Below are 1,341 nucleotides of genomic sequence, written 5' to 3'. Positions count from 1 at the left end.
CAATAGTGTCCTAAACGTTTTAAAGAATTGATTAAAGTAGTTGATTATATTGAAACAGGGATGATTTAAGCAATATTTAGAAAAGGATCCCCTGTACGTAGAAATTTGGTTTCACTTTTGGCGGTTCATCAAAAGGCTTGTCGAGCCATTCCTGCAGGCTTATCTTAACAAAAATGTTAAGTCTTATGAAAGCCACCAGGTTTGAGAGGTGCCACTTATATTTGGCCATCGCCTTGAGTGCTTTTAAGATAAGTATGGTGATCAGCGCAGTCCATATTTGTATCATCACTGCATTTTCGGTTGTTCCAACGAAGGATTTGATATGCAGGTTTTGCTTAATTTCCCGAAAGAAAATTTCAATCTGCCAGCGGCTTTTATAAGGCTCGCTAATGGTATTGGCTGTCCAGGTCATTTGGTTGGTAATGAGTTCTATTGTTTGTTTGTTTTCATCGTCCCAGATGGCCATCCTTCTGAGTTTCTTGCCATATTTCTTTCTGGATGCAGGGGCTTTTAGTTCAATCAGTTCATCTATGATAATGTTCTGGTGCCTGTTTTCAGGAAGTGCCAGTTCGCATTTGGATTCGTACTGAAGGTTTTTTTTATGCCTGATGACAAAGAACACACCCTTGCTGTCCCAGACATTCAGCAGATAGAAATCATTGTAGAAACGGTCTGCCACGATTACACTCCCCTTATGAAGGGGCATCTGGTAAGCTCCTTTATTATCTGCTGTTTTACCATCTGTTATATTCGCGTAAGCCGGCAGGTTACCATCATAATCCAATAAAGTGTGCATTTTAACAGCCCCTTTGGTCGTTTTGTACTTTGCCCAGTCAAATAAGGACAGGCACAGACTGATGGTGGTGGAATCCAGTAAAAAGATTTTGGACTTGATCCTAAACTTTACCTGCTTAAAACCAGCCTGCTGTCCCAGACTTTCCAACAGAGAAAAATAGTAATCTTTAAAAAGGGTATAATCCCTGTGCTTATTCTGGTAACTGACGCTGGATTTTGAGAGGGCTTTTTGTACGCCCATATGATTTAGGTTGCCCGTAGCAGAACGAAGTCCGTTACTGATATCACGTACCGATTGGCTTTTAGCAAATTGACAGAAAAGTATTGAGACCAGATGCGTCCAGCTATTATAACCTTTATTGTGCTTGTCTGTTCCTTTAACCAAAGACAGTTTATTGAACTTTGAACGGTCCAACTTTGAAATAATTTGTGAAAACAACGTTATATTTACCATGGAGAAAGGGGTTGGTTTTTTTGTGCACCTCAAAGGTAAACTTTGAGTTAAAAAACTCCCTTTCTTTTTTCAGTGTTTAGGACGCCATTGAT

At 39.7% G+C, this 1,341-nt stretch carries 1 protein-coding gene; it reads right to left on the bottom strand.

Translation table 11 applies throughout. The annotated features are described in order from the left end of the window. Positions 1–76 precede the first annotated feature (76 nt). Positions 77–1,249: an IS4 family transposase gene (locus ACHFIZ_RS17895; RefSeq protein WP_410888337.1), complete on the bottom strand. Its 1,173-nt coding sequence runs from the start codon at positions 1,247–1,249 to the stop codon at positions 77–79. Positions 1,250–1,341: the final 92 nt, after the last annotated feature.

This window comes from Pedobacter sp. JCM 36344 (assembly GCF_046546555.1).
Lineage (GTDB): Bacteria > Bacteroidota > Bacteroidia > Sphingobacteriales > Sphingobacteriaceae > Pedobacter.
Note: the sequence above shows the minus strand (reverse complement) of the source record. Positions and strands in the feature narration are given on the sequence as shown.